Below are 19,833 nucleotides of genomic sequence, written 5' to 3' on the forward strand. Positions count from 1 at the left end.
TGTCCTTGCGTGGTGTCGGCTCGCGGAACCAGGGGGCGGCGGGCGGATGGTCAGCCGTGCCGGCCGGGCTGGTAGTCGCCCGCGGGCTGCTGGATCATGACGTTTCCGCGGTTGAAGGCGTTGATGATGGCGATCTGGGCGACCAGGTCGGCGAGCTGGTCGTCGTCGTAGTGCTTGGCCGCGTTCGCCCAGACGGCGTCCGAGACCCCGCCGGCCGCGTCGGCGATGCGGGTGCCCTCTTCGGTCAGCTCCAGGGCGGCGCGTTCGGCGTCGGTGAACACCGTGGCCTCCCGCCAGGCCACGACCAGGTTGAGTCGTACCGCGCTCTCACCGGCGTGCGCGGCGTCCTTGGTGTGCATGTCGATGCATCCGGCGCAGCCGTTGATCTGGCTGGCGCGGAGCATCATCAGTTCCCGGGTGGAAGCGGGAACGGTCGACTCCGCGAGCGCCCTGCTCGCGGCGATGATGTGCTTCATGGCCTTGGCGGCGACGGGGCTGGTCATGAAGTTCAGTCGAGCGTTCATCGTGCACTCCTCGTTCCTGCTGTTCGCTGTTGCCCTCTAAGACAGGGCACCCCGGCAGCCTGTGACAGGGGCTGATGTGACGTGCGTCTCACCGCCGCGCGTCGGCGGCCCGGCGGCGGCCGACGGGCCCCTCGGATACCCTCTGGGCGTCCTGTGGATCTTGGAATGAGCGGGCGGGACGGCGCGCTCGGACTGGGCATCGCCGTACGCGAGTTGAAGGAGGGGGTCCCGTGCCGGGAGAGACGGATGTGAGGGACGTGGCCGGGTACCGGCCGCTGATGTTCTCCATCGCCTACGGGATGACCGGGTCGGTGGGCGACGCCGAGGACCTCGTCCAGGACGCCTTCCTCGGCCTGACCCGGGCGCACCAGGCGGGTACCGAGATCTCCACACCAAAGGCGTACCTGACCACGGCCGTGACGCGGTTGGGAATCAACCACCTGAACTCGGCTCGGGTACGTCGGGAGACCTACGTGGGGAACTGGCTGCCCGAACCGGTCGTCGTGACCGACGGCCGGCCGGGACCGGTCGAGCACGCCGAGCTGGCCGACTCGCTGTCCATGGCCTTCCTCGTCCTGCTGGAGGCACTCTCGCCGGTGGAACGGGCGGTGTTCATGCTGCGCGAGGTCTTCGCGTACGACTACCCGGACGTGGCGAGGGCCACCGGGAAGTCCGAGGCGAACTGCCGCCAGATCTTCGCCCGCGCCAAGAAGCGCATCGCCGCGGCCGGGCCGGACGCGGACAGTGCGCCGCTCCCTGCCCAGCGGGCCGAGGGCGAGGGACTCGCCCGCAGGTTCTTCGAGGCGGCCGAAGGCGGTGACCTGGACGCGCTGCTCGGCATGCTCGCACCCGATGTCGTGTACTACGGGGACGGCGGCGGCAAGGCGCGCGCGACCAGGAATCCGGTGGCCGAGCCGCAGCGCGTCGGGCAGCTGCTCGTCGGCGGGTTCCGCCGGATCCGGAGCCTGGGCGCCGACCTCCGTCCGGCCTGGGTCAACAACCGCCCGGGCGCCGTGACGTACGACCCTGCGGGCAGGGTGGTCAACGTGGTCGAACTCGAGATCGTCGACGGCGTGATCCGGGCGATCCGCTCCGTATCCAACCCCGACAAGCTCGGCCACCTCGGCCCGGTCTCCGACATGGCACGGCTGCCGAAGGAATAGCCCACCCGGGCCGGCACCGCCCATCCGTACCGTGAGGCTCGATCCGGTATACGCGCGAAAACCGCCCCGACCAGCAAAAAGACCCTCCCGAAGGAGGGTCTTCCGTCGTGCGCCCCCGGCAGGACTCGAACCTGCGGCCAAGTGCTTAGAAGGCACCTGCTCTATCCACTGAGCTACGGGGGCCGGGTGGTGGCCGTGTGGCCTGGAGGCCCTGGTGGGTGGGGTGTGGCCTGCCGGGACAAGGATAGGGCTCCGATCGCCTTGGCCCGGGTGCTTCACCTGCGTGGCACGATGTGGAGGTTCGGTGAAGCGGAACGATAATCGCAGGCAGGTGCGATTCGCGCAGCGGTTTTCACGCCGCTCGGGGCGGGTGTTGTGCACTCGTTATGCCTGCGGTCCCGGTCGCCCTTCTCTTCTCTCGGCGCGCAGGACGCCTATACGCTTCAAAAACACTCATAAATTGGGCATTCTTCGCATGTGGTGACCTTGGACGAACGGCCTCAGCTGATCGACGCACTCTCCGCCCTGCGCGACCGTGTCGCCGCCGTGCGTCTCCCACTCCCCCTCCCCGGCGCATCACGCGCCCGGCAGACCCGGGCCGAGCTCCTCGCTCAGCTCGACGACTACCTGGTTCCCCGCCTGAAAGATCCCGACGCCCCCCTCCTCGCCGTCGTCGGCGGCTCCACCGGAGCCGGGAAGTCCACGCTCGTCAACTCCCTTGTGGGGCGGCGCGTCAGTGAGTCGGGGGTGCTCAGGCCCACCACCCGGACCCCCGTGCTCGTCTGCCACCCCGAGGACCACCACTGGTTCGCCGGGATGCGCGTCCTCCCGCAGCTCACCCGCGTCTGGCTGCCCCAGGCCGACGAGGAGCACTCCACCGAGGAGCCGCCCGAGGAGAACGCCCTGCGGGTCGAGACCGCCGCCTCCCTGCCCCGGGGGCTCGCCCTGCTCGACGCGCCCGACATCGACTCCCTCGTCGTCGAGAACCGCCTTCTCGCCGCCGAGTTGATCTGCGCCGCCGACATCTGGGTGATGGTCACCACCGCCTCGCGGTACGCCGACGCCGTCCCCTGGCACCTGCTCCGTACCGCGAAGGAGTACGACGCCACCCTCGTCACCGTCCTCGACCGCGTCCCGCACCAGGTCATCGGCGAGGTCTCCCGCCAGTACGAGGCTCTCCTCGACAAGGCGGGCCTCGGCGACGTGCCCCGCTTCACCATCCCCGAGCTGCCCGAGTCCACGGACGGCGGCAGCGGACTCCTGCCCGACAGTGCCGTCGCCCCGCTCCGCGCCTGGCTCGCCCACCGGGCCGAGGACCCCGCCGCCCGCCAGCAGGCCCTCGGCCGGACCGCCACCGGCGTCATCGACTCCCTCGACACCCGGCTGCCCGAACTCGCCGGCGCCGTCGCCGCCCAGTACGCCTCCGCCGTCCGGCTCGGCGGCGCCGTCGAGGCCGCCTACCGCGAGCAGGGCAAGCGCGTGCGGCAGCAGCTGGGCCGCGGCGCCGTCCTCGCCGGGGACGCCCGCACCCGCTGGCGCGGCTATCCCCGCGACAGCACCGCCGACGAACTCCTCGACGCCCTCGCCGAGTCCCTCGCCGCCCTCCTGCACTGCGCGGCGGCCGCCGCCGAGGAGCGCGTACACGACGCCTGGCAGCGCGATCCCGCCGCAGACGCCCTGGGTCCGCCGCGGGCCGGCGGCGACCGGGAGACGGGGGAGCGGACCGGCGTGGAGGTACGTCGCTGGCGCCGCGTACTCGAAGAACTCGCCGAGGAGGAAGTGCGGAACGTCGAGCGGCCTTCCGGCTCCCGTTCCTCCCGCTCCTCCCGTGCCGCCCGCACCGCCGTCCCCGACGCCGAGACCGTCGCCGCCCTCCTCGCCGCCTCCCTCCTCGGCGGCCGGCGCACCCGGGCCGCCGGCGACCGCCTCGCCGAACTCCTCGGCGCCCAGGCCGCCCTGCGCCTGCGCGACAAGGGCGGCGAGCTGGTCCTCTCGTACGTCGACCGCGTCCTGCACGCCGAGCGCGACCGGCGCCTCGCCCCCCTCGACGGCCTCGACGTGACCCCCGAGCCGCAGGCGGAGCTCATCGCCGCGCTCTCCGTACTGCAGAAGGAGAAGTGACGTGGTGGACGACGACCGCGGCTCAAGCCGCCGTGAGCGCTGGGACGACGGGCTGATCGCCCGGCGCGCGAGCGAGCGGGCCGCCCTGGCGGCGGATCCGGAGCGAGAGGTTCCGGAAGAGGAGGATGCGCTGCCTCCTCTCGGCGGCGCCTACGCCGGCCCCCTCCGTACCCGCCTCGACGCCCTCCACGAGCTCGTCGGGCTCTCCCGCACCCGCGTCGAGAGCGACGCCCTCGCCGAGGCCGGGCGCGTCCTCGACGAGGCAGCCGCCCGCCAGCGGCTCTCCTCCCGGCACACCGTGATCGCCCTCGCCGGCGCCACCGGCAGCGGCAAGTCCACGCTCTTCAACGCCCTCGCCGGCGTCCCCGTCTCCGAGACCGGCCTGCGCCGCCCCACCACCTCCGCGCCCATCGCGCTCAGCTGGTCCGAGGGCGCCGCCGGACTCCTCGACCGGCTCGCCGTCCCCAGCCGGCTGCGCCGCCGACCCCTCGCCGGCGGCGCGGCCGACGCCGAACTCCAGGGCCTCGTCCTCGTCGACCTCCCCGACCACGACTCGGCCGTCACCGCCCACCGCGACCAGGTCGACCGGGTCCTCGGCCTCGTCGACGCCGTCATCTGGGTCGTCGACCCCGAGAAGTACGCCGACGCCGCCCTCCACGAGCGCTACCTCCGCCCCCTCGCCGGGCACGCCGAGGTCACCTTCGTCGTCCTCAACCAGATCGACCGCCTCGGCACCGAGGCCGCCGACCTCGTCCTCGACGACCTGCGCCGCCTCCTCGACGAGGACGGCGTGGCGCTCGGCGAACACGGCGAACCCGGCGCCACCGTCCTCGCCGTCTCCGCGCTGAGCGGCGAAGGCATCCCCGAACTGCGCGAACTCATCGGCCGGTTCGTCCAGGAACGGACCGCCCCCGAACGCCGGCTCGCCGCCGACATCGACGCCGCCGCCGGCCGACTCCGCCCCGCGTACGTCGCCGACGGCCGCTCCGGCCTCGACGAGCGCGCCCGGGGGGACTTCGCGGACCGGCTCGCGGTCGCCGTCGGCGCCCAGGCCGCCGGTGAGGCCGCCGAGCGGGTCTGGCGCCGGGGAGCCATCCGCGCCTGCGGTACGCCCTGGCTACGGCTCTACCGCTGGTACGACCGGCTGCGCGCGCACGGCTCCACCGCCCCGCGCCTCGACTCGCCCACCGAGGACGAACTGACGGCGCGGCAGCGCGTCGAGCAGGCGGTACGGATCGTCGCCGACGAGGCCTCGCGCGGCCTCCCCACCCCCTGGGCGCAGGCCGTACGGGAGGCGGCGGCGCGCGGGGCCGAGGGGCTGCCGGAGGCCCTCGACGAGCTGACGGCGAGCATGGGCGACCCGGCCGCCCGGCCGCCCCGGCCCGCCTGGTGGCCCGCCGCCGTCCTCGCGCAGGCCGTGATGACGCTCCTGCAGATCTTCGGGGCGCTGTGGCTGGTGGGCCAGATCGTCGGCGTGGTGGAGCCGGGGCTCCTTCCGCCGGTCGTCGTCATGCTCGGCGGCATCGTCGGCGGCCCGCTCGTCGAATGGGCCTGCGAGGGCGCCGTGAAGGGCCCTGCCCGGCGGTACGGGGAGGAGGCCGAGCGCCGGCTGCGGGAGGCGGCGGCGGCGTGCGGCCGGGCCCGGGTGCTCGACCCGGTGGCGGCGGAGCTGATGCGCTACCGGGAGGTCCGCGAGCAGTACGCGACGGTGGTCGGCACCCGGCCCTCGGCGCGGGTGGTCGGCGGGATCCGGTCCGGTGCGTCGCGGCTGGGGGCGACCAGGGCGGGCGTACGAGGGAGATAGCGGACGCGTTGTGGCGGCCGCTGGTATGTCTGGTCATTCCCCTTCCGGGTGAGGGAGTTGTCCCCCATCGCCGGGTTGTCCACAGGTCCCGGCAGGCTCTTCCCGACCGCCCCCATCATGGTGCCGACCGAGAGAAACGCACAGGTGGGGGCGGAACCATGAACGACACGACCGTGACGCTCGTCGGCAATGTGGCGACGGCGGTGGAGTACCGGGAGACGGCCGGGGGCGGGGTGGCGCGGTTCCGCTTCGCGGTGACCGCTCGGCGCTGGGACCGGGAGCGGGGGCTCTGGTCCGACGGGAACACCAGCTTCTACACGGTGTCGGCCTGGCGGTCGCTCGGGGCCAACCTCGCGGCCTCGGTCTCCGTCGGGGAACCGCTCGTGGTGCACGGCCGGTTGAGGGTACGGGAGGATGAGCGCGACGGGCAGCGCAAGACCTTCGTGGACGTGGACGCCCTGGCCGTGGGGCACGATCTGACCCGGGGCACGGCCGCCTTCAGGCGCGTGGCGAAGGCGGAGCCGGGGCAGGGGCCGGGGCATGGGCCCCGGTCGGAGCCGGAGCCGACCCTCGTGCAGGCGCCCGAGCAGGACCCCTGGACAGAAGCCACGAAGCGGTTGGTGACCGTTCCCTGACCATGTGTCATGTGGATTTGTCGACCAACTCGCCGGGGGGATAACGATTCTGAGACGGAATGGTTATCTGAACGTATGGCCGGGCACCGGGGGGTTCCGCATCCATAGGATTCCCGGGTACTCATGTGGCACGTGAGCCCATCGAGTCTGTGAGTCTGCTGGCGCGCGCTCCCCCCACGCGAATCGACCATGTTCGCGGAGCGGCTCGCCCGGAGGGGAATCCAATGTTTTCAGTTCGTGGGCGTGGCGCTGCCCGCCTGGCCGCCGCGACCCTGGTCTCCGGCCTTGTCGCGGCCGGTGCGATAGCGACCGCCGGTCCGGCGTTCGCCGATGAGCCCGCCCCGGGTACGGGTGGCGTCACGGCGAAGCTCGGCGGCTTGACCGAGGACGTCGCCGGCGTCGAGATCACCGAGAAGAACGGCGACAAGTGGCCGGTCCAGGGTGGTCTCTTCAAGATGGAGGTCGGTGGCGGAGGCACTCTCTTCACCTACTGCATCGACCTCCGCACCCCGGCGAAGCACGACTTCGACTACAAGGAAGTCGGCTGGGGCGAGTCCTCCCTGCACAACAACGAGAACGCGGGCAAGATCCTCTGGATCCTGGAGAACGCCTACCCGAAGTTCTCCGCCGAGACCCTCGGCGGCAAGGTCGGCGTGGACCTCTCCAAGAAGGAGGCCGCGGCCGGCACCCAGGCCGCGATCTGGACCCTCTCCGACGACGTCACCGCGACGCCGAAGGACGAGGACGCCAAGAAGCTGACCGAGTACCTGCTGAAGGAGGCCAAGCAGCTCGAGGAGCCCAAGGCCTCGCTGAGCCTGTCGCCCTCCTCCGTCGCGGGCAAGGCCGGTGAGCGCCTCGGCCCGATCACGGTCTCCACGAACTCCGAGATCGCCAAGGTCGCCGCCGCCGCCGGCGCCCCGGCCGGCGTCCAGGTCGTCGACAAGGACGGCAAGCCCGTCTCCGAGGCCAAGAACGGCGACCAGGTCTTCTTCGACGTCCCCGCCGGCACTGCCGACGGCACCGCCGAGCTGACCGCCGAAGCCACCACCAAGGTTCCGCTGGGCCGCGCCTTCGTCTCCATCGACGGCCCCTCGCAGACCCTGATCCTGGCCGGCTCCAGCGACTCCACCGTCAACGCCAAGGCCTCCGCGACCTGGGCGAAGAAGGGTGCCGTCCCGGCCGTCACGGTCGCGAAGGACTGCGCCAAGGGCGGCCTGGAGATCATCGCCTCCAACGAGGGCGACGAGGCCTGGACCTTCGACCTGAAGGGCACCTCGTACACGATCGCCGCCGGTGAGACGAAGACCGTGACGGTCCCGCTCGCCGAGGACGAGGCGTACAAGTTCACGATCACCGGCCCGAACGGCTTCGAGGAGACCTTCGAGGGCGTCCTGGACTGCAAGACGGCCACCCCCGGCCCGCAGCCCTCGGAGACCACCCCCACCACGGAGCCTTCGACCGAGCCGTCGGAGACCCCCTCCACCCAGCCCTCGACGGAGACCCCGTCGGCCACCCCGTCGACCTCGGCCCCGGCCGGTGAGACCACCGGTACGACCGGCACCACCGGCACCACCGGTGGCGGCGACCTCGCCGAGACCGGCAGCTCCAACGCGACCCCGATGATCGCCGGCATCGCCGCCGCGCTCGTCGTGATCGGTGGAGCCGCGGTGTTCATCCTCCGCAAGAAGAAGGCCGCCGGTCACTGACGGTGACCTCCGGAGCCTGACCTCACGGAGTGATCCGCGTCACACGCGCTTCGCTCCGTGAAGCTCCGCACGGCCGCTGTACGGCCCCTGTACGGCCCTGGTTCGCATCCGCGTCCGGGGCCGTGCGGGGGCCGTCGCACGTCCGGGGTCCCCTCAGCCCCTCCAGGCACCCCCCAGCGGCCTCGCCCGCGCCGCGCCCACGCGCCGCGCCCACGCGCCGCGCGCCGCCCCCGTCCCGGCTCCCTCTCCACCCTCGCGCCGGTCTTACCGGTTTCCGCCTGAGGGTGGCGGTCAGGCAAGATGGGGTGTATCTGCCCACTCACTCTTTGCCGGACGGTTTCTCTTGGCTGAGTTCATCTACACCATGCGCAAGGCGCGTAAAGCGCACGGCGACAAGGTGATTCTCGACGACGTCTTCCTGAACTTCCTGCCCGGCGCCAAGATCGGTGTGGTGGGCCCGAACGGTGCCGGTAAGTCCACCGTTCTGAAGATCATGGCCGGGATCGAGCAGCCGTCCAACGGCGACGCGTTCCTCTCGCCCGGCTACAGCGTCGGCATCCTCATGCAGGAGCCGAAGCTCGACGAGTCGAAGACCGTCCTGGAGAACGTGCAGGACGGCGCCGCCGAGCAGATGGGCAAGCTCAAGCGCTTCAACGAGGTGGCCGAGCTCATGGCCACCGACTACAGCGACGCGCTGATGGAGGAGATGGGCAAGCTCCAGGAAGACCTGGACCACTCCAACGCCTGGGACCTCGACGCCCAGCTGGAGCAGGCCATGGACGCCCTGGGCTGCCCGCCCAGTGACTGGCCGGTCACCAACCTCTCCGGTGGCGAGAAGCGCCGTGTCGCGCTCTGCAAGCTGCTCATCGAGGCCCCGGACCTGCTCCTCCTCGACGAGCCCACCAACCACCTCGACGCCGAGTCGGTGAACTGGCTGGAGCAGCACCTCTCGAAGTACGCGGGCGCCGTCGTGGCCGTCACCCACGACCGGTACTTCCTGAACAACGTCGCCGAGTGGATCCTGGAGCTCGACCGCGGCCGCGCGATCCCCTACGAGGGCAACTACTCGACCTACCTCGACAAGAAGGCCACCCGCCTCAAGGTCGAGGGCAAGAAGGACGAGAAGCGCGCCAAGCGCCTCAAGGAAGAGCTGGAGTGGGTGCGGTCCAACGCCAAGGGGCGTCAGACCAAGTCCAAGGCCCGTCTCGCCCGCTACGAGGAGATGGCGGCCGAGGCCGACAAGATGCGGAAGCTGGACTTCGAGGAGATCCAGATCCCGCCGGGCCCGCGTCTGGGCTCCATCGTCGTCGAGGTCGAGAACCTCTCCAAGGCCTTCGGCGACAAGGTCCTCATCGACGACCTGAGCTTCACCCTGCCGCGTAACGGCATCGTCGGCGTCATCGGCCCGAACGGCGCCGGCAAGACCACGCTCTTCAAGATGATCCAGGGTCTGGAGACCCCGGACTCCGGCTCCATCAAGGTCGGCGAGACCGTCAAGATCTCGTACGTCGACCAGAGCCGCGCCAACATCGACCCCAAGAAGACGCTGTGGGCCGTCGTCTCCGACGAGCTGGACTACATCAACGTCGGCCACGTCGAGATGCCGTCCCGCGCGTACGTCAGCGCCTTCGGCTTCAAGGGCCCGGACCAGCAGAAGCCCGCGGGTGTGCTGTCCGGTGGTGAGCGCAACCGCCTCAACCTGGCGCTCACGCTCAAGGAGGGCGGCAACCTGCTGCTCCTCGACGAGCCCACCAACGACCTCGACGTCGAGACCCTGTCGTCGCTGGAGAACGCCCTCCTGGAGTTCCCCGGCGCCGCGGTCGTGATCTCCCACGACCGGTGGTTCCTGGACCGGGTCGCCACGCACATCCTCGCGTACGAGGGTGAGTCGAAGTGGTACTGGTTCGAGGGCAACTTCGAGTCGTACGAGAAGAACAAGATCGAGCGCCTCGGCGCCGAGGCGGCCCGTCCGCACCGCGCCACGTACAAGAAGCTGACCCGAGGCTGAGGTCAGTGACCAGGCACATCTACAGCTGTCCCCTGCGCTGGTCGGACATGGACGCCTTCGGGCACGTCAACAACGTCGTCTTCCTGCGGTACCTGGAAGAGGCGCGGATCGACTTCATGTTCCGGCTGGCGCCGGGGGACGGTTCCCCCTCGTTCTCGGGCGGGTCCGTCGTGGCCCGGCACGAGATCGACTACAAGCGGCCGCTGGTCCACCGGCACGAGCCGGTGACCATCGAGTCGTGGGTCACGAAGATAGGCGCGGCGTCGCTGACGATCGCGTACGAGGTCAAGGACGCGGACGTCGTGTACGTCCGGGCGTCCACGGTCGTCGTGCCCTTCGACCTGGAGGCTCAGCGCCCGCGGCGGATCACGGCCGAGGAGCGGAGCTTCCTGGAGGAGTACGTGGACGACGGGATGAACTCCGCCGCATGACCGTCCTCGCTCCGCTGCACTTCGCCGACGCCCGGGAGGCGGCCGCTCTCGCCGCCTTCCTGGGCCGGCTGGTCCACTACGACCGGGCCGCGGCCGTCCGCCTCCAGGCGGGCGGCGGGGCGCTTGCCGTCTTCGGCCGGCCGGCGTCCTTCGAGGTGCTCGCGATCCGTACGGCCCGGCTCGTCGACGCCGTCGACCTGGACGTCACCGTCTCCGCCGGCGAGCTCCTCGAAGGCATCGAGGAGTCGGCCGGCAAGGCGGTCGTCCCGGACTCCGTCACCGGTCCGCCCTGGGCGGGCGTGCTGCCGCCCCGGGCCGGCTGGGAGCCGGTCGCCGGGCTGCCCGGCGCCCCCGAGATGCGGGGCGCGGTCGCCGCGGCCGTCGCCGAGTTCCGGACGCGCGACGAGGAGCTGCCGGAGGAGCGGCGGACCAGGGCCGAGCGCGACCGCATCGGCCGCGAGATCTGGTCCCGGACCCTCGGCACCACCGGACTGCCCCTGCGGGCCGTGCACGCCGCGCAGTCGCTGGGCTTCCTGCCGCCCGGGCAGGGGGACGCGCCGGTCGCGCTCTTCGCCTCCGGGCCGTGGCTCCGGCTGCGCACCCCGTACGGCTCGATCGCCCTCCGTACCGCGCCGATGTCCCTCACCGTCACCCCTGGTCGCTGACGGACACCCGCTAGACCCCGCGGCGGGAGCGGCGCGGCCCCGGGTCCGGTTCCGGGCGGCTCCACCGCAGGTGTACGTGTCGCGCCCCCGCCGTCGCGGCCGTCAGCGCGAGCAGGGCCAGGAAGCCCGGGAGCCACGGCGAGCTGGAGCCCTCCACCGCCGGGTCCACCCGCCGCCGCGCGTCGTAGGCCACCCGGAGGGTCCCGCCGTCCGGGGCGAGCCGACCGTCCTCCGCCAGCGTCGACGGATACCCGCCGGGGCAGCGCAGCGTGTGGTGGTGGAGCGTCGTGTCGAGGCCGCCGTCGAAGATCGCCTCCCTGTGTTCCCCGACGACCTTCACGACGACGCACTCGGCGACCTCCCCGCGCGCGGCCGCCTGGTCCGTGGCGGCGGCCGTGAGCAGCAGCCCGCCGACCAGCGAGACCGCGCCGAAGAAACCCAGGTTTCCGGTGACCAGCAGGAAGTAGGCCACCCCCGCCGCGAGGACGATCGCTCCGCCGACGGCGACGGCGACCGCCGTGGACGGCGCCGACGCGCCCCCGAAGCACCAGGTCGCCCAGACTGCCAGGACGACCGCGCAGGCCGCCGGCAGGAACATCGCCGCCCGGGCCCGTCCCGCCTTCCTCGCCCGGCTCGCCTGCGTCTCCCGCGCCGGCTTTCCCGATGGCCTTGGTGGCCTTGATGACCTTGATGGCATGGACATCACCCCCCAGGGAGGGACGCCGCGCCGCCCCTCCCCGGTTTCGCCTCGCGTCAGCGCTCCGCGTCGTCCGGCCAGACCCCGATGTGGTCCTGCTCCAGCTCCAGCGCCACCCGGTGCTCCATCCCGAGCGCCTGCGTGTAGTCCGCCGGGAGCTGGAGCCGGCCCGCGCGGTCGAGCATCGCGTACTCCCGCGCCACCAGCGACTCCTTGCCCTGCTCGTCGACCTCGGTGCGGCGCAGCACCTCCGAGGAGGTGCGGCCGTCGCGGATGGCGACGGTGCGGCGGACCTCGGAGGCGACCGCCTGGTCGTGGGTGACGATGACGATCGTGGTGCCCAGTTCCTCGTTGGCGCGGCGGAAGGCCGCGAAGACCTGCTCGCCGGTGGCCGAGTCCAGCTCGCCGGTGGGCTCGTCGGCGAGCAGCACGGAGGGGTTGTTGGCGAGGGCGACCGCGATCGCCACCCGCTGCTGCTGGCCGCCGGAGAGCTGGTGCGGGCGCCGGTCGCGGACGTCCGCGATGCCCAGCATCGAGAGGAGCTCCTCGGCCCGCTCGGCCTTCCGCTTCGTCCGGCCCCGCAACTGCATCGGCAGCGTCACGTTCTGGGCGGCCGTCAGGTACGGGAGGAGGTTGCGGGCGGTCTGCTGCCAGACGAAGCCGACGACCTCGCGGCGGTAGCGCAGCCGCGCCTTGCCGTCCATCGCCAGCAGGTCGCACCCGGCGACGCTCGCCGAGCCGGCCGTCGGCACGTCGAGGCCCGCCAGGATGTTCATCAGCGTCGACTTGCCGGAGCCCGACGCGCCGACCAGGGCCATCAACTCGCCCTCCTTCACCAGGAGATCGAGCCCCTGGAGCGCCTGCACCTCCACCCCGTCCGTGGTGAAGATCCGGACGAGACGGTCGCAGGCGATGAGCGCGTCGTGCCCGTACGAGGGCCGGTCGCGCCGCGCCGTCGCCCTTTGCTCCAGCTCCTCCAGGGTGGTGCCCGAAGGGGCGGTGGGGAGGGTCGTACCGGTCTTCGTCATCGTGCGTCTCCTGCCCTCAGTTCCTTGATCGAGCCCCTGCGCCCCGCCCACCATGCCTGCCCCGCCGCCGCCAGTCCCGTCAGGACGACGACGCCGAGCGCGGGCAGGACCAGGGACCAGGGGTCCGCCCGCAGCGGGGCGCTGTCCAGCGGGGCGAAGCCCGGTGCCGTCGCGAGTGCGAGCCGGAACAGGTCGATGCCCGGGGCGAGCAGCGGCACCGTCGCCCAGCCGACCAGCATGCCGCCGAGCGCGGCGAGGACCGCCTGCGGCAGCGCTTCGAGGCCGAGGAGTCTGCGGCCCTGCTTCCGGGTCAGGCCCATCGTCCGCAGCCGCGCGAGGAGCGTGGTCCGCTCCGGCGCGTTCTGCATCAGGGAGAGCAGCACCGCCACGACCGCGTAGGCGGCGCCCGCGCCGATGGCCGCCGCGTAGATCCGCTCGGCGCCCGTCTGGAGCGGCGAGTCGACGTAGGTGGAGCGCAGTTCGGTGCGGAGCGTCACGGCGAAGTCGTCGGACTTCGCCGTCACGGTGGCGCGCAGGCCCGCCCCGTCCAGCGCTCCTTCCGCCGAACTGCCCGTGACGAGCAGCGCGGTGGGCTGCGGGTGGGTCAGGTCGGCGGCGTTGACGAGGAGGAAGTCCTCGCCGGACAGGGCCGGGGTGGTCGACCGGACCGCGACGACCTTCACCCGGAAGACCCCGGCCGCCGCCACGATCTCCAGCGGCTCGCTGCCGAGCCGCTCGGCGATGGCGGGCGAGGCGATCGCGGGCAGGACCCGCTCGGTGTCCGCGACGGCGTCCTTGCCGCCCTTCCCGGTCGACGCGAGCAGCTTCGCCGGGAACGGGCCGAAGCCGGTCCGGTCCGCGAGGCGGGTGTACGAGCCGGGCTCGACGCCGACGAGCGGCCCGCTCATCGGCTGGGCGGCGGTGCCCTGGAAGGACGGGATCGCCACCCCGTACTCGACCTGGATCGGGGCCACGTCCCGTACCCCCGCCGTGTCGCGTACCGCCTCGGTGAGCCCGGGCGGCAGCGGCGTCCACTCGACCGAGCCGTCGACGCGGGCGTCCGCGCCGGTCGCGAGGAGCGCGGCCCGGTCGCGGGCGTCGGCGACCCCGGCGAGGACCGAGCCGCCGAACGCGGCCGTGGTCAGCGCGAGGACCAGCGCGAGGAGCGGCAGGGCGCCCGTCGAGGACGAGCGTCCGGCCCTGGCCAGGGCCAGCGGGCCGACGGCCCCGCGCAGCCGGCGGGCGGGCCGGGCCAGCCACCGCAGCGGCAGCGGATAGATCCGTACGAGGACGAGCGCGGCGATCACGCCGACGAGCACCGGGGCGGCGCTCACCAGGTGGTCCCCGGAGTCGCCGGTGCCGCGCAGCCGCAGCGAGGCGACGGCGCCCACGGCGAGGACGAGCAGGGTGAGTTCGGCGACCGTGCGGCGGCGGGAGGGCCGGGCGGTGAGCAGGTCGTCGCGGCCGCCGTGCAGACGCGGGCGGCGGTGCAGGACGACGGCCCGCAGCGGCAGGACGAGCATCGCGAGGAGCGCGACGAGGGCGGCGGCGAGGAGGGAGGGCCCGAGGGGAAGCCCGGTGGCGGCCTCGGCCGCGGCTCCGGCTCCCGCCTCGGCTCCGGCGGGACCGCCCGCCGTCTCCGGGGGGCGTACGGTCCACACCGCCAGGGCCAGGCCGAGCGCGGCGGCCGGCACGGCCACCGCCGCGGTCTCGCCGAGCAGGCGCAGCCCGATCCCGGTCAGCGAGGCGCCGCGCGAGCGCAGCAGCGCCAGTTCGCTGTCCCGGCGGGCGGCGAAGAGGCCTCCGGTCATCGCGACGACGACGGCCGCGACCGCGCCGATCCCGAAGACGGCGACGGCCACGACGGGGTTGATCGCCTCGCGCATCGAGCGGAAGGAGTCGACGATGTCGTCGAGCTTGGTGGTGAGCGCGCCGGTGTTCCCCATGACCTGGCGCATCGAGACCAGGTCGGGTCCGGCGCTCGCCGAGCCGAGCGCGGCGTCGAGCCGGTCGACGTCCCGCGCGGTGAGGTGACCCGCCGTGGGCATGTACCGCCAGTAGGCCTCCGGCTCACCGGTGGTGGAGAACATCACGGGCGCCGAGGTGGGGGAGAGGAGCAAGGCCCCCTGCCAGTAGTACTTCACCTCGTCGCCGACGATCGGGGTGAGTGCCGGGGTGTGCAGCAGCGGCTCCACGGCCCAGTACGCGGACTCCATGCCGTGGGGCTCCACGATGCCGGTGACCGTCACGGCGACGGGCTGTGCGTTCACGACGCCGGGCACGTGCACGACCGAACCGGGCTTGATGCCGAGCGACTTCGCGGTCGCCGCGGTGACCACGGCCTCCGGGGCGCGCGCCGTTCCGGCGGGCATTCTGCCCTTCCGTACCGTCGCGTGCGCGGTCAGGTCGGACGGGGAGGAGAGCACGAGCTGGGGGTTCAGGCCGTCGGGCCGGGGAAACCACGGGTCGAGCCCGTCGATCCGCTTGATCGTACGCACGCCGTGGACGGTCTGCTTCGGGTCGGTCCGCAGCGGCTCGGGGAGCAGGGAGCGCAGCGTGTCCCGCTTGCCCAGGAGGACGGAGGGGGCCAGGGTCGCCTCGCGCTCGGCGAGCGACCCTCCGATGCCGCCCGGCTGGGTCAGTTCGAGGACGCTGTTGCGGGGCGCGGCGGCCTCGATCTCGTGCCGGAGGCCCTCCGTCTCGTACGCGTCGACGGCGCGCGGGAGCGCGGCGGCGAGGTAGACGGTGATCAGGACGAGGAGAGCCAGCGAGCCGGCGGCCCAGGGCGCGGTCCGCAGCCGGGTCCGCACCCAGGGCGCCACGGCGGGGGCGGGCTTGCCGGACCGAGTGGGCTTCTCGGGCTGCGGGGGCTTCTCGGACCGGGGCATGGCGCTGGTCTCCCTGTTCTCGTTCTCCTTGCCTGCGGCGGTCATCAGTTGTCCCCCTGGTGGCGCAGGGTCACGGCCGGGTCGGTGCGGCGCAGCGCGATCGCCGCGACGATCGCCAGCGGCAGCGCGGCGACACCGGTGAGGAGGAGCGCCACCTGGCCGAGGGGCAGTTCCACCAGGACGGGGGGCACGGGCCGGGTGGCCTGGCCGGTGAGGACGACGAGGGGGACGACGGCCCGGGCCAGGACCGCGCCGAGCCCGATGCCGACGAGCAGGCCGACGGCGATGAGCACGCCCTGCTCGACGGCGATCAGCCGGGCGAGGCGGCGCTGCGGGGTGCCGAGCGCCCGCAACACCCCGAACTCGGCGGACCGTTCCCGCATCGCACCGGCCGAGCCGACGGCGAAGCCGACCGCGGCGAGCGCGGCGGCGGCCGCCGCCACCGCCATCAGGGCGGCGTTGGGTCCGGCGCCGAGCGGGTCGCCAAGCAGGTCGGCGGCCGTCTCGTCGCGTACGAGGAGCTGCTTGGGGTCCGCGCTCGGGCGGGCCCGCAGGGTCGCGGCGACCTCGTCGGACCGGCCGGGCACGACGGTCAGCCACCACTCGCTCGCGGGCACGCTCGCGGTCTCGTCGGTCGCCAGATAGCGGTTGACCGAGGCGAGGTCGACGAGGATCGACCCGCCGTCCTCGGGGGTGGCGACGGGCGTGGTGGCGGAGGCCCCCTGGGCGCCCGGGCCGGTGGTCGGCAGCTCCTTGACCACCTGGGCGACGGTGATGGCGACCGGCTTGCCGCCGAGGGTGATCTCGAGCTGGTCCCCGGGCTTGGCGCCGGTCGCCGCCAGATAGGTCTCGGTGACCACGGCCGACAGCCGGGTGGGCGCCTTCGGCCCGGGGGCGGTCAGCCGGGCGGTGTACTCCTCGGTCGTGGGGAACTCGTCCCCCAGCTCCATGCCGGTGACCGTGTACGCGACGGAGTACGGCGCGGGGCGGCCGCCGGGTCCCGCGGCGCCGGGGCGGCCGGTCGCGGGGACGGTGACCTGAGGTGTGCCGTTCAGGGTCTGCTCGGCGGCGTAGGCCCAGTCGGCGAGGATCCGTCCCGGCGCGTGCGTCCGCTCGGCGCCGTCCTGCCCGACGGTGGTGAAGCGCTCGACGTGCAGGGTCAGCGGGTGCTTCTCGACGTCGTCGACCTCGCCGGCCAGCTCCAGGCCGGTGAGGGTGAGCAGGCCGCCGGAGCCCTTGCTGCCCGCGGTGCTCGCCCCGCCCGTGGCGCCGGGCTCGCCGGTCAGGGCGCCGAGGTCGAGGGTCAGCCGGTGCGTGCGGCCGTCGGAGGGCAGCGAGCCCACGATGAGCCGGTACGGGATGCCGTTCGGGTCCTCCAGGACGACCGTGACCCGGGCCGCGGAGGTGCGCACCGCCGCGACGGTGCGCAGGTCGATGCCGAGCGTCCGGGTGCCGGCGGGCAGGGGGAGCCCGGGGCGGGGCCCGGCCTCGGGGGCGAGCGGGGCGAGGAGGGAGGTCGCTGAGGAGGTGCCGGCGAGGTCGGGGCGGAGCAGCAGCCCACCCGCGGCCGCGCGGGTGTCGACGGCGAGGACGGTCGCGTTCTTCCCGGCGACGTCCGTCGTGGCACGGTGCACCGGGGCCACGCCCGTGACACCGGGCACCGCGGCAAGCCGTTCGGTCTGCGTCGGCTCACCGGGCCCGGCGGCGAGGACGCGGACGTCCGCACCGGACCGGAAGTCGGCCTGGTCCCGCTGCGAACGATCCCAGGAGTTGCTCTGCGCGATGGCCAGCATGCCCATCGCCACGGCGAGGACGAGGAGGAGTACGGGCCCCGCGCCGCGCAGCGGCCGCCGGCTGAACTGCCAGCCGGCGAGGGCGGCGGAGAGACCGCGCCCGCTCGCCGCGCGCCGCTCGGCCAGCTTGGCGGCGGGCGGCAGCAGACGCAGGGTCAGGACGGTGCCGGCGAGCAGGGCGAGGGCGGGCGCGGCGACGAGCACCGGGTCCACGGAGCCCCCGCCGTCCTCGCCCGACCCGAGGGTCGCGCCGGTGGCGGCGGGCCGCTGCAACTGCCAGTAGGCGACGGCGGCGATGGCGAGCAGCCCGATGTCCGCCCCGGCCCGTACGGGACCGGGCAGGGTGCCCGAGCGGTTCTTGCGCAGGGAGACGGCGGCACCGTCCCCGGCGGCGAGCGCGGGAGCCACGACGGCCGCCGCGCAGCTCAGCGCCACCGCGGCGGCGGCCAGCCAGACCTGCAGGGACGGCGTCGTGTCGAGCTGTACCCCGAGCGAGGAGAGCGCGGACCGCTCGGTGAAGAGCCGGGTCAGCGGACCGGTCAGGAGCGGGGCGGCGATCGCCGCGGGCAGCGCGAGCAGCAGCGCCTCGACGGCGGCGAGCCCGGTGATCCGGCGCCGCGAACCGCCGCGGGCCCGCAGCAGCGCCGTCTCCCCGGAGCGCTCGGTGCTGAGCAGCCGGGCCACGAGGAGCAGCGCGTACGCGGCGAGCAGCACCAGCTGCACGGCGACGATCAGGAGGGTCGAGCGGGAGACGACGAGCGCCCGCTGGGTCTGCTCCAGGACGGTCGGGAGCGCGGTCGCCGCGGCGATCGTCGTCCCGAACGGCTCGGTGGCGGCGGCCAGCTCCTTCGGCGCCTCGGTCGCCGAGACGCGCAGGTCGTCCATCCCGTCGGTCGTGAGGCCGCTGAAGTCGGCGGTGCCGAGCCAGGACGTGTCCCCGGCGCTGAGCGCTCCGGAGGCGGCGACGGCCGGGTCGACGAAGAGCGGTCCGTACGTCGTGAACGCGACCGTCCGCACGCCGCGGCCGCCGGCCAGGTCGAGCCGCCAGTACAGGTCGGCGGTGTCGACGGGCCGGTAGACGCCGGTGATCCGGGTCTTCACCACCTTGCCCTCGGTGAGCCGGTCGCCGAGGGTGAGCACGGTCCCGGGCGTGACCCGGAGGCGCCGGGCGGCCTCCTCAGGGATCGCCGCCTCGACGACACCGCCGGCGCGGGCGGCCGAGGGCCAGGCGCCGCGGACGAGCGAGAGCCGCGAGCGGTCGAGGGCGGCGAAGCGGGTGAGGTCCGGATCGCCCTTGCGGGCGGCGGGCGGCTGAAGGGCGCGGGGCAGCGCGTACGGCCCGGAGCGTTCGAGGCGCCGAACGCTCACCGGCAGCCCGGCGAAGGTCTTCCGCGCCCCCTCCAGCACGGCCTCGTCGGCACTCGCCCGCTTGGCGGCGTCCACCTGTCCGGTCACGAGCAGCGACGCGGCGGGCGCGGACCGCCCCTGGAGCCCCGCCTGGAGCGCCGCGTCCCCGATGGTGGAGGAGAAGGCGGCGAGCGTGGCCAGCACGGTGGTGGTCAGCAGCACGGCGAGCAGCGCCGCGGCCAGTAGCAGCCGGTGAGCCCTGACACGCAGGAATACGAACCCCGTCACCCATCCCCCTGGAACCCTGAACCCCCCTGCGCGCGCCGAACGCCGCCGAAAGTTCTCCGAAAGTCCATCGAGTCCCCCCGGACTTCCCTCGGATGCTTTCAGAGTGCAGGTGCCGGTGGAAACCGCTTACGGACCGACCTTGATGCGATCGTGACCGTTATTCGGCGTTCCGTCTCCGGAATGTGTCCGTCCAGGGGGTGGTGTCGCGGTGAATGAGGTGGGACGGGGTGAGGGAGGGGCGAGGGAGGGTTGAGGGAGCGTCAGCCGGCGGTGTTCACCATGGAGGCTGCCGCGTAGGTGAGGTAGCGCCACAGTTCCGCCTCGTGCTCGGGGGCGAGCGCGAGGTCGTCCAGGGCGGCGCGCATGTGGCGGAGCCAGGCGTCGTGGGCCTCCTGGTTCACCGTGAACGGGGCGTGGCGCATGCGGAGGCGGGGGTGGCCGCGGTGGTCGCTGTAGGTGCGGGGACCGCCCCAGTACTGCATCAGGAAGAGCACGAGGCGCTCCTCCGCCGGGCCGAGGTCCTCCTCGGGGTACATCGGGCGCAGCAGCGGGTCCTCCGCGACGCCCTCGTAGAAGCGGTGGACCAGGCGGCGGAAGGTCTTCTCGCCGCCGACCTGCTCGTAGAAGGTCTGCTCCTGCGTCGTTTCCCCGGGAATCTCGTTCACCGTTCCATCGTCTCAGATGGCCGGGCCGAGGACCGGAAGCCTAGGACCGCCCGTACCCGTACCCGTACGG

General features: G+C 73.3%; 14 protein-coding genes and 1 tRNA gene. 8 read left to right on the forward strand and 7 right to left on the reverse strand.

Annotated features, from left to right (window positions below; all coding sequences use genetic code 11):
* Positions 1 to 50: 50 nt before the first annotated feature.
* Positions 51 to 524 (reverse strand): carboxymuconolactone decarboxylase family protein, encoded by a 474-nt coding sequence (locus ACIBG6_RS10760; RefSeq protein WP_399222224.1) that lies wholly within the window; start codon positions 522 to 524, stop codon positions 51 to 53.
* A 230-nt stretch (positions 525 to 754) separates the two neighbouring features.
* Between ACIBG6_RS10760 and sigJ the strand changes: the two genes are divergently transcribed.
* Positions 755 to 1,687 carry an RNA polymerase sigma factor SigJ gene (gene sigJ / locus ACIBG6_RS10765; protein WP_399222225.1) on the forward strand — a complete coding sequence of 311 codons (933 nt, stop codon included), beginning with the start codon at positions 755 to 757 and terminating at the stop codon, positions 1,685 to 1,687.
* A 110-nt stretch (positions 1,688 to 1,797) separates the two neighbouring features.
* On the opposite strand, the gene ACIBG6_RS10770 is transcribed toward sigJ, so the two are convergent.
* Positions 1,798 to 1,870 (reverse strand) — tRNA-Arg (locus ACIBG6_RS10770).
* Positions 1,871 to 2,173: 303 nt separating this feature from the next.
* Here ACIBG6_RS10770 and ACIBG6_RS10775 point away from each other — a divergent pair.
* The 7 genes from ACIBG6_RS10775 (at position 2,174) to ACIBG6_RS10805 (ending at position 11,057) form a co-directional block, all read left to right on the forward strand.
* On the forward strand, positions 2,174 to 3,808 hold the full coding sequence (locus ACIBG6_RS10775; RefSeq protein WP_399222226.1) for a dynamin family protein: 1,635 nt from the start codon (positions 2,174 to 2,176) through the stop codon (positions 3,806 to 3,808).
* Between the two features lies 1 nt (position 3,809).
* A complete protein-coding gene (locus tag ACIBG6_RS10780) occupies positions 3,810 to 5,612 on the forward strand; it encodes a GTPase (RefSeq protein WP_399222227.1) in 1,803 nt (600 codons plus the stop codon).
* 158 nt (positions 5,613 to 5,770) lie between these two features.
* The gene (locus ACIBG6_RS10785) at positions 5,771 to 6,247 is read left to right on the forward strand and encodes a single-stranded DNA-binding protein (RefSeq protein WP_399222229.1); all 477 of its coding nucleotides are present in this window, start codon (positions 5,771 to 5,773) and stop codon (positions 6,245 to 6,247) included.
* A gap of 224 nt (positions 6,248 to 6,471) precedes the next feature.
* Positions 6,472 to 7,953, forward strand: a complete 1,482-nt coding sequence (locus ACIBG6_RS10790) for an LAETG motif-containing sortase-dependent surface protein (RefSeq protein WP_399222230.1) — start codon at positions 6,472 to 6,474, stop codon at positions 7,951 to 7,953.
* Positions 7,954 to 8,296: 343 nt separating this feature from the next.
* Positions 8,297 to 9,961: an energy-dependent translational throttle protein EttA gene (ettA, locus tag ACIBG6_RS10795; protein WP_376405733.1), complete on the forward strand. Its 1,665-nt coding sequence runs from the start codon at positions 8,297 to 8,299 to the stop codon at positions 9,959 to 9,961.
* A 5-nt stretch (positions 9,962 to 9,966) separates the two neighbouring features.
* Positions 9,967 to 10,392: a thioesterase family protein gene (locus ACIBG6_RS10800; protein ID WP_329623408.1), complete on the forward strand. Its 426-nt coding sequence runs from the start codon at positions 9,967 to 9,969 to the stop codon at positions 10,390 to 10,392.
* Entirely contained in the window at positions 10,389 to 11,057 is a 669-nt protein-coding gene (locus ACIBG6_RS10805) for a hypothetical protein (protein WP_399222231.1), read from the forward strand. The genes ACIBG6_RS10800 and ACIBG6_RS10805 overlap by 4 nt, the downstream gene beginning before the upstream one ends.
* Positions 11,058 to 11,067: 10 nt before the next feature.
* Here ACIBG6_RS10805 and ACIBG6_RS10810 read toward each other — a convergent pair whose 3' ends face one another.
* The 5 genes from ACIBG6_RS10810 to ACIBG6_RS10830 form a co-directional block, all read right to left on the reverse strand.
* Entirely contained in the window at positions 11,068 to 11,655 is a 588-nt protein-coding gene (locus ACIBG6_RS10810; RefSeq protein ID WP_399222232.1) for a hypothetical protein, read from the reverse strand.
* A gap of 155 nt (positions 11,656 to 11,810) precedes the next feature.
* Positions 11,811 to 12,782: an ABC transporter ATP-binding protein gene (locus ACIBG6_RS10815; protein ID WP_399222233.1), complete on the reverse strand. Its 972-nt coding sequence runs from the start codon at positions 12,780 to 12,782 to the stop codon at positions 11,811 to 11,813.
* Positions 12,779 to 15,670, reverse strand: a complete 2,892-nt coding sequence (locus ACIBG6_RS10820; RefSeq protein WP_399222682.1) for an FtsX-like permease family protein — start codon at positions 15,668 to 15,670, stop codon at positions 12,779 to 12,781. Before ACIBG6_RS10820 ends, ACIBG6_RS10815 begins: the two co-directional genes overlap by 4 nt.
* Before the next feature lie 44 nt (positions 15,671 to 15,714).
* The gene (locus tag ACIBG6_RS10825; protein ID WP_399222234.1) at positions 15,715 to 19,098 is read right to left on the reverse strand and encodes an ABC transporter permease; all 3,384 of its coding nucleotides are present in this window, start codon (positions 19,096 to 19,098) and stop codon (positions 15,715 to 15,717) included.
* Between the two features lie 260 nt (positions 19,099 to 19,358).
* Entirely contained in the window at positions 19,359 to 19,763 is a 405-nt protein-coding gene (locus ACIBG6_RS10830) for a globin (RefSeq protein ID WP_399222235.1), read from the reverse strand.
* Between the last annotated feature and the right edge of the window lie 70 nt (positions 19,764 to 19,833).

The organism is Streptomyces sp. NPDC050842 (assembly GCF_044456565.1).
Classification (GTDB): domain Bacteria; phylum Actinomycetota; class Actinomycetes; order Streptomycetales; family Streptomycetaceae; genus Streptomyces.

Coding starts and splice junctions, on each gene's coding strand:
- ACIBG6_RS10760 (WP_399222224.1), bottom strand. CDS start 524: ATGAACGCTCGACTGAACTTCATGACCAGCCCCGTCGCCGCCAAGGCC.
- ACIBG6_RS10785 (WP_399222229.1), top strand. CDS start 5,771: ATGAACGACACGACCGTGACGCTCGTCGGCAATGTGGCGACGGCGGTG.
- ACIBG6_RS10805 (WP_399222231.1), top strand. CDS start 10,389: ATGACCGTCCTCGCTCCGCTGCACTTCGCCGACGCCCGGGAGGCGGCC.
- ACIBG6_RS10815 (WP_399222233.1), bottom strand. CDS start 12,782: ATGACGAAGACCGGTACGACCCTCCCCACCGCCCCTTCGGGCACCACC.
- ACIBG6_RS10810 (WP_399222232.1), bottom strand. CDS start 11,655: ATGTTCCTGCCGGCGGCCTGCGCGGTCGTCCTGGCAGTCTGGGCGACC.
- ACIBG6_RS10790 (WP_399222230.1), top strand. CDS start 6,472: ATGTTTTCAGTTCGTGGGCGTGGCGCTGCCCGCCTGGCCGCCGCGACC.
- ACIBG6_RS10820 (WP_399222682.1), bottom strand. CDS start 15,670: ATGCCCCGGTCCGAGAAGCCCCCGCAGCCCGAGAAGCCCACTCGGTCC.